Origin of the sequence: Chloroflexus sp., assembly GCF_034434295.1 — a bacterium.
Classification (GTDB): Bacteria; Chloroflexota; Chloroflexia; order Chloroflexales; family Chloroflexaceae; genus Chloroflexus.
Genome location: NZ_DAOTZQ010000099.1, coordinates 1 through 7,870 on the forward strand (window position 1 = coordinate 1; position 7,870 = coordinate 7,870).

General features: G+C 56.6%; 4 protein-coding genes. All 4 read left to right on the top strand.

Annotation, left to right across the window (positions count from 1 at the left end):
* Positions 1-491: 491 nt before the first annotated feature.
* Entirely contained in the window at positions 492-1,346 is an 855-nt protein-coding gene (locus tag VAE57_RS14005) for a hypothetical protein (protein ID WP_322822489.1), read from the top strand.
* 37 nt (positions 1,347-1,383) lie between these two features.
* On the top strand, positions 1,384-3,294 hold the full coding sequence (gene gyrB, locus VAE57_RS14010) for a DNA topoisomerase (ATP-hydrolyzing) subunit B (RefSeq protein ID WP_322822490.1): 1,911 nt from the start codon (positions 1,384-1,386) through the stop codon (positions 3,292-3,294).
* A 386-nt stretch (positions 3,295-3,680) separates the two neighbouring features.
* A complete protein-coding gene (locus tag VAE57_RS14015) occupies positions 3,681-5,420 on the top strand; it encodes a DUF3352 domain-containing protein (protein WP_322822491.1) in 1,740 nt (579 codons plus the stop codon).
* Between the two features lie 196 nt (positions 5,421-5,616).
* Positions 5,617-7,870, top strand: a 2,254-nt coding sequence (locus tag VAE57_RS14020) for a xanthine dehydrogenase family protein molybdopterin-binding subunit (protein WP_322822492.1), incomplete at its 3' end; no start/stop codon positions are given.

Here is a 7,870-nt window from a genome sequence, read left to right on the forward strand (position 1 = left end):
TCATAAAAGCTGTGCTATCGTGCTGCACGACCGTCGTCCTGGTGCATGAACGCTTGCCAATCAGCAACGATAGCCGACCCGGCTCCTGGCCCGTTGGCAGAGCACAGCTCAGGCCATGCCATCACGTGCTGGATGGGGTGCCTTATCCGCCTGGCATGCGCGTGGCGCAGGGTTTGGCGTGCGGCAGCCATGCTGCCGCGCCAGCCATGCTCACGATATGGTGCGGGTCACGTCGTTGACCCGGCTGGTCACGCGGATGCCGGGGGTACCCGTCACGAACATGGAATCGACTAGCAATGAACTAAGACACCTTCTCGTAGATGTTTTTTGAAATAGGTTCTATACTCGCTGGAGCATCAATCGATTGAGGGATGGTTTTGAGGTGTCGCTTGATCGACTCTGATAGTAGAACACATGAACTAAAACCATCGCCATGAAACACCGAAATGTGGTATAATAAAGCAGAATTGGGCGAGCGAATGAGTACACGCATGCGCCAAACACTTCATATAACCGATGCACTGGCGGTGGGCTATACAGTCATTCACCGTCAGCCTTTTATTCTGCTTTTCTCAATCGGGTTGAGCGTCTATCTCTGGCTTGGCAGTGCAATTACACTGGCAATACCCTTTTCATACAACCAAAGTATTGCAGATCAATGGATCGGGACATTACACGCCATTGATGCCCGTACCTTACTGGTTGTAACCAACAGCATTCCCGTCCTGGCTCCCGGCCTGGATGCAGTAGTACCACCACCACACGCTCTGCCGGTGATGGAATTTGTAGGGGTGGTGATGATACTTAACGTGATAACCCTGGTGCTGAGTAGCTGGTTTTTGGTTTGCTTACGTCAGATCATTCTGCACGAGCGCTTACCCTGGCAGACGGTGTTACGGCGAACGCTTGGCGTTGCCCTGCGCCTGATCATCGTCTTCGTACTGATCGGGTGTGTGATTGCACCAATCGGTGGATTGAGTCTGCTGACAATGCTGCTCATACCGGCGACGACAACGTTGATCTATTATGGATGGATCATACTGGTTATCGCCGGCCTGATTGGATTTGGGTTCACGCCAGAGATCATCACCCTGGGTAATGAGCACCCACTCCAGACTCTATACAAAAGCTGGCAATTCGCTCGTCAGCATTGGTTAGCGATTGCCACGTTTCTAGCCATCTGTACGGTAATTGAGGTTGGCTTTGCCCAACTCTGGCGCTCGCTGGCAACCCAACCAGGCTGGCTGGCACCGGCAATCATCGGTAATGCCTACATTGGCAGTGGCATTCGTGCCGCTCGTTTACAGTTTTATCGCTATCACGCCGCCACGCTATTGCCGGCGTAGCGCAAAACACTATGTGACACCATAAGGAAAACAGACTATGACAAGCGAGACACCGACAACCTACGATGAGAGTCAGATTCAGGTGCTTGAGGGCATGGAAGCCGTGCGCAAGCGCCCAGGTATGTATATTGGCCCAACCGACATCAACGGCCTGCATACGATGGTACGCGAAGTGGTGGACAATTCGGTCGATGAGGTCATGGCCGGTCGTGCCACCAGCGTGAGCGTTACCATTCATCGTGATGGCTCGGTGACAGTCAGTGATGATGGGTCAGGAATTCCGGTCGGTATTCACCCCAAAGAGGGGATCAGCACGCTGACCCTGGTGATGACGCGCCTGCATGCCGGTGGTAAATTCGGCAGCGGTGGCTACAAGGTTTCGTCCGGCCTGCACGGGGTCGGCGTCTCGGCTGTCAATGCTCTGTCGGCTTACATGCGGGTAGATGTGTATCGTAATGGCCGCCACTACTACCAGGAATATCGGGCCGGCGTGCCGGTCACCGATGTGATTGATCTCGAACCAACCGACCGCCACGGCACGACGACGCGCTTTTTGCCTGACACATCCATCATTCAGACGCTCGACTACAATTTCGATACGCTGGCCCAGCGCTTCCGCGAGATGAGCTATCTCAACAAGGGGCTGCGCTTTAAGTTTGTTGATGAACGGACAAACCGTGAACTCAATTTTTACTTTGAAGGCGGGATTGTTTCCTATGTCCGCCATCTGAACAAGGACAAGACGGTACTCCATCGTCAACCGTTTTATGTCGAGCGCATTGTTGATGATGTGATGGTTGAGGTGGCACTCCAGTATACCGATTCGTTCGATACCGATAACGTCTACACCTTCGCCAATAACATTAACAACGCCGATGGTGGATCGCACCTGTCGGGATTTCGCACCGCATTGACCCGTGTCATCAACAATTATGCACGGGCAAAGGGGCTGTTGAAAGACAACGAAAGCAACCTGACCGGCGATGATGTGCGCGAGGGCTTGACGGCAGTTATCAGCGTTAAGCTGAAAGACCCCCAGTTCTCGTCGCAAACCAAAGAAAAGCTGGTCAGTCCAGAGGCGGCCAGTGCGGTGGCGACGGTGTTCAGCGATGCGTTCAGTGCCTGGCTTGACGAGAATCCCACCGAAGCGCGGCGTATTATCGAAAAAGCTATCGCTGCGGCCCGCACCAGACTGGCTGTGCAAAAGGTGCGTGAAACGGCTCGCAAGAGCGCAATGGAAGGCTTCTCGCTCCCCGGCAAGCTCGCCGATTGTTCAGACCCCAATCCGGCCCGCTGTGAACTCTACATTGTTGAGGGCGATAGCGCAGGTGGTACGGCGAAGCAGGGACGTGACCGGCGCTTCCAGGCAATCTTACCGTTGCGCGGGAAGATTCTCAATGTCGAAAAGAGTCGGCTTGATCGCATGCTCTCGAATGCCGAGGTGCGTGCGCTGATTACCGCTATCGGCACGTCTATCGGTGATCAGTTTGATCTCAGTAAATTGCGCTATCACCGGATTTTTCTGATGACCGACGCCGATGTTGACGGAAGCCATATCCGCACGCTGCTGCTAACCTTCTTCTTCCGGCATATGCGACCGCTCATTACCAACGGTCATTTGTTCATCGCCCAACCACCACTCTACCGTATCAGACACGGTCGTGAGCAGGTCTACACCTATTCTGATGCTGAGCGTGATGCGTATCTGAGCAAATTGCCACCCGGTACAAAGGTAGAAATCCAGCGTTACAAAGGGCTGGGCGAAATGAACGCCGAACAGCTCTGGGAGACGACGATGAATCCGCAAAACCGGGTTATTCTTCAGGTGACGCTGGAAGATGCCGCACGCGCCGATGAGACATTTACGATGTTGATGGGCGATCTGGTGCCACCACGCCGGCGGTTTATTCAAACCCATGCGAACGAGGTGGTCGAGCTAGATATTTGAGCGGACGTTCAGCGGGCAGGTGAACGTCGCGTAGGGTTGTTACCGTTGCACCACCGAGACACAGAGAGCACAAAGGTAGGACACTCTGCAATGTTCTCTGTGGCCCGGTGGTTTTGTATTGCAGCACTGAGACGCGGAGGGCACGGAGGGAATACACTCTGCGGTGTGCTCTGAGTCCCGGTCGTTTTGGATTGCACCACCGAGCCAGGGAGGGAACTTTCCGGTACAGGCATTCTGTAAAGCGATGGCTGATTGCGTCAATCTCCAACATCTTTTTTGAGGTAGTTCCCATTTTTTGAGGTAGTTCCCAGCGATGAAACTTGCTTCGTGGCTCCTGCGTATATTGCAGCGACAGATCAGGCTTACCCACAAGTAAGGAGGCAACAGTGACTGCACCCGACCCATTTTCATTACCGCCTGCTACACCTGAGCCACGCCGACGCAATGTATTATTTCCGATCCTGATTGGTGGTGGCCTGCTGACAGTCATTTTGCTGATTGTAGTTGGCGGTGCGGCCCTGGCATTTACACTGTTGACGCAACGGGCCAATAACTTACCCGAATTATTGCCGGCGGAAACGCAAATATACGCTACGTTCACCCCCAATCTCAGCGATCTCCCCAATATCGAACGCCTGCGGCAGGCATTTCCCGAAACGTTTGACTATCAGGAGAGTGAGGCAACCTCGGATCTGCTTGCAGAACGCTTTGGGGTTACATTCGCCGAGGATATTGCCCCATGGATCGGCACCGAGATGGCGATAGCCCTGTACGGTCTGCCTATCGAAGCGTTGACCAATCTGTCTGGCCTGGAGCCGGCTGATCCGATGAATCCGTTCTCGACGGCTCTGGATCGGGAAACCAACATTCTCTTGCTGGCAGCGGTGCGCGATCAACGGGCTGCGCAGGCTTTTCTCGACAAACAACGGGCGTTCCGCGAACAGAACGGCGAACGCTTTACGACAAACACCATCAACAACGTGACGATTTACGCCAGCGAAAGCGATACAACGCCATTTGCAGCGTTTGCCCTGGCCCGGAATACGGTCGTTTTCGCTAATAAGGCCGAGAATATTGCTACGTTGGTGCAACAAGAGAATGACAGTACGCTTGCCCGCAATACATCGTTTCAAGCGGTAATCCAGGCTCTCCCCGGCGACCGTATGGCAACGATTTATATTTCTGGTGATACTATCGCCCGCCTCACCGATGCTGTGCTTGAGTCGTATGCCGATACGGCAACTACTACCTTCAACGATGTGCAGGCTGCGGCCCAGGCCCTGCAGGGTGTAGGGCTGACGATGGCAGTCATTGAGCGGGGTCTGCGCTTCGACGCCGTCTCGGTGTTTGATCAGAATCGGCTGGGGAACGACTTGCGCGAACGGATCGCTCAATTACGACCTGCCGTTTCGCCAGAACGGGCGGGCGATGTTGATAGTGCGGCACTCGGTGTGTTCAGTTTTCTCATTCCCGAAGACTGGGGGCAGCAATTGCGTGATCAGCTTGCCGCCTCACCTGAAACCGCGAATACACTCGACAATCTTGAATCAAGCCTGAACATCGACTTCGAGCGCGATCTGTTTCGCTGGTTCCACGGCGAGGGTGTGATTACTGTGTTACCACTTGCCAGCAACGACCTGCCGGTTGGTGGGTATTTCGCGCTACGGGTTGCCGACCGGTCTGCTGCTGAACAAGGAATGGAGCGGATAAGTGCTTTTGTTGCCGATTCGTTCGGTCTAGTGTTCACCGACACATCACTGGGTCGTACTCAGGTACAGGCGATAGAAGAAGGCGATCTCTTTGTCGGCTATGGCTTCAACGGGAATGATCTGGTGATTGCATTCGGTCGTCAGGCGATGGAGTCGGCATTTGGGGCTGAACAGAAATTGTCAAGCCAGAGCGACTATGCGGACGCGCTGCGGGCATTACCCTCTCCAAACAGTGGCATCCTTCACGTCAACCTCACGGCTGTGCGGGAACTGTACAATCGGGTCGGTACCGATCTGGTCGATCCCGACCTCGAACAACGCCTGGCACCGTTCAAGGCGATCACATCCACCGGTACCGTTGGCCTGAATAATCAGGGCGCTCTGCGGGGAACGTTGTTGTTGAGTATTGGTTCCTGAGCGATCCCTGTGGCGAAAGACCGGTTCTGAAAACGTCAGTTCGGAACCGCGCCAGGTGAAAAAACCGCGCATCGGGCCGGCTTATTCCGCGCTGACGGTATGTATGCAGCACAGGCTGCTGCCTGTGCTGCTTCGTTATCCCACACGCACATTATGGTACGATAGACGGGGAGAGGTTCACAGAGGAGTTACAAGCATGACACAACAAGCCCCGCATCGCTACCTTGGCAAAGCGCGTAAATTAGTCGATGGCGTCGAGAAAGTGACCGGTCGTGCCCGTTACGCCGGAGATGTTTCCCTGCCGGGTATGCTGCACGGCAAGCTGGCCCTCAGCCTGTTCGCCCATGCCCGAATTACCCGGATCGATACTGCGGCGGCGCTAAAGATTCCCGGCGTGGTTGCGGTATTAACTGCCGACGATCTACCCACACGCAATCGGCAGCCCTCATCACGACAGACGACAACCCTCGCCAGAGAGGTTGTTCGCTACCGTGGTGAACCGGTTGCGCTGGTTCTGGCCACCAGTCTGGCGGCTGCCGAGGACGGTGTGGCTGCCTTGCAGATCGATTATGAACCGTTGCCAGCACCGGTTACTGCGGAAGCCGCCCTCGATCCGGCGGCACCGGTGATTTGGCCGCAAGGCGCGCCGAAGGCCGACACCGATTTAACTGCGGCCCACGCTGCCGTAGCCCGTGGCGAAGAGCAGAGTGACCACGTCGCCTCGAACATCCACGAACAGAAACGCTTCAGTCGGGGTAATGCCCTGGCGGCGCTCGCCACTGCTGATGTGGTGGTCGCAGGCACCTATCGCACGGCGATAGTTCACCAGGGATACCTGGAACCGCACGCAGTGGTCGCCGATATCGAACCGGTACGCAAGCACATCACGCTGTACACCAGCACGCAGGGGCAGTTTGGGGTGCGGGATGAAGTCGCTCGTTTGCTTGGGTTACGGACAAATCAGGTAACGGTTGTACCGATGACGGTCGGTGGTGGGTTTGGCGCCAAATACGGTATTCTCGATCCTCTGGCTGCCGCTGCTGCGCTGGCCGTCGGGCGTCCGGTACGAATTGTCCTTGACCGTAGCGAAGACTTTCTGACCACCACCCCCTCACCGGCCAGTACCATCACGATCAAACTGGGGGCAACTCGTGAAGGGATCCTGACCGCAATTGTGGCCGAGATGGTGATCGACAACGGCGTCTACCCCTTCACGCTGGGCGGCATCATGAGCACGCTGCTCGGCGGCTACTACCGCTGTCCCAACGTCCAGATTGATGTGGTTGAAGTCCTCACCCACAAACCCCAGGCCGGTGCATACCGTGCTCCAGGCGCGCCGCAAGTTACATTCGCGCTTGAGTCGAGCATTGATGAGCTGGCTCGCCGCCTGGAGCTTGACCCGCTTGAGCTACGCTTGCGGAACGCAGCGACGACCGGTGATCCGATGGGCAACAACGACCCGTGGCCGTCGATGGGTCTACGGCAGGTGCTGGAAGCCGCAGCCAATCATCCGCTCTGGCGCAACCGCACACCGGGCAGCGGAGTCGGCCTGGCGATTGGCGGCTGGCCGTGTGGGATGTCACCCGCCGCCGCCGTTTGTCGGGTTGACACCGACGGGATTGTGCGCGTCCATGTCGGTTCGGTTGACATTTCGGGTGTTAACAGCAGCTTCGTCCTGGTGGCGGCGGAGATTCTGGGTGTACCACCCGAACAGGTCGAGATTGTGGCCGGCGACACCCGCAGCGGGCCGTTTGCCGGACCGAGTGGCGGCAGTCAGATCACGTACAGTGTCGCCGGTGCGGTAGCTGCGGCGGCCCAGGAAGCCCGGCGGCAGCTTCTAGAGGTTGCGGCTGATATGTTGGAAGCCCGCATTGATGATCTCGACCTACGTGATGGCGCTATCCATGTCCGGGGCTTGCCTGGACGCACACTGCCAATTGGCGAGGTTGCCCGGCGTGCTCAAGAACAACAGGGCGGGCCGGGACCGATTGTCGGTGAAGGGCGAACCGCACCTGCCGAGAATGCTCCCGGCTTTGTCGCCCATATCGTGCAGGTCACGGTAGACCACGAAACCGGACGAGTGCAACCGTTGCGGTATGTCGCAATCCAGGATGTCGGGTTTCCGCTCAACCCGCTGATGGTGGAAGGCCAGATTCACGGAGGTGCCGTGCAGGGAATTGGTTGGGGATTGCACGAAGCACTCCGCTACGACGAGAATGGCGAGCTGTTGACGGCCAGTCTTATGGATTACACCCTGCCACGTGCGGCAGATGTGCCGTCGATTGAAACGGTTCTAGTCACCAATCCGGCACCCAACGGGCCATTTGGGGCACGTGGTGTCGGCGAGCCACCGATCACCGCCGGGGCAGCAGCGCTCGCCAATGCGATTCGCGATGCTACCGGTGCCCGTATCTACGAACTGCCTATGCGCGATGAAGTGGTGTGGCGGG

Bases quoted from the DNA above. Each gene is read 5' to 3' on its own strand.
- gyrB (WP_322822490.1), top strand. From the start codon at position 1,384: ATGACAAGCGAGACACCGACAACCTACGATGAGAGTCAGATTCAGGTG.
- VAE57_RS14005 (WP_322822489.1), top strand. From the start codon at position 492: ATGCGCCAAACACTTCATATAACCGATGCACTGGCGGTGGGCTATACA.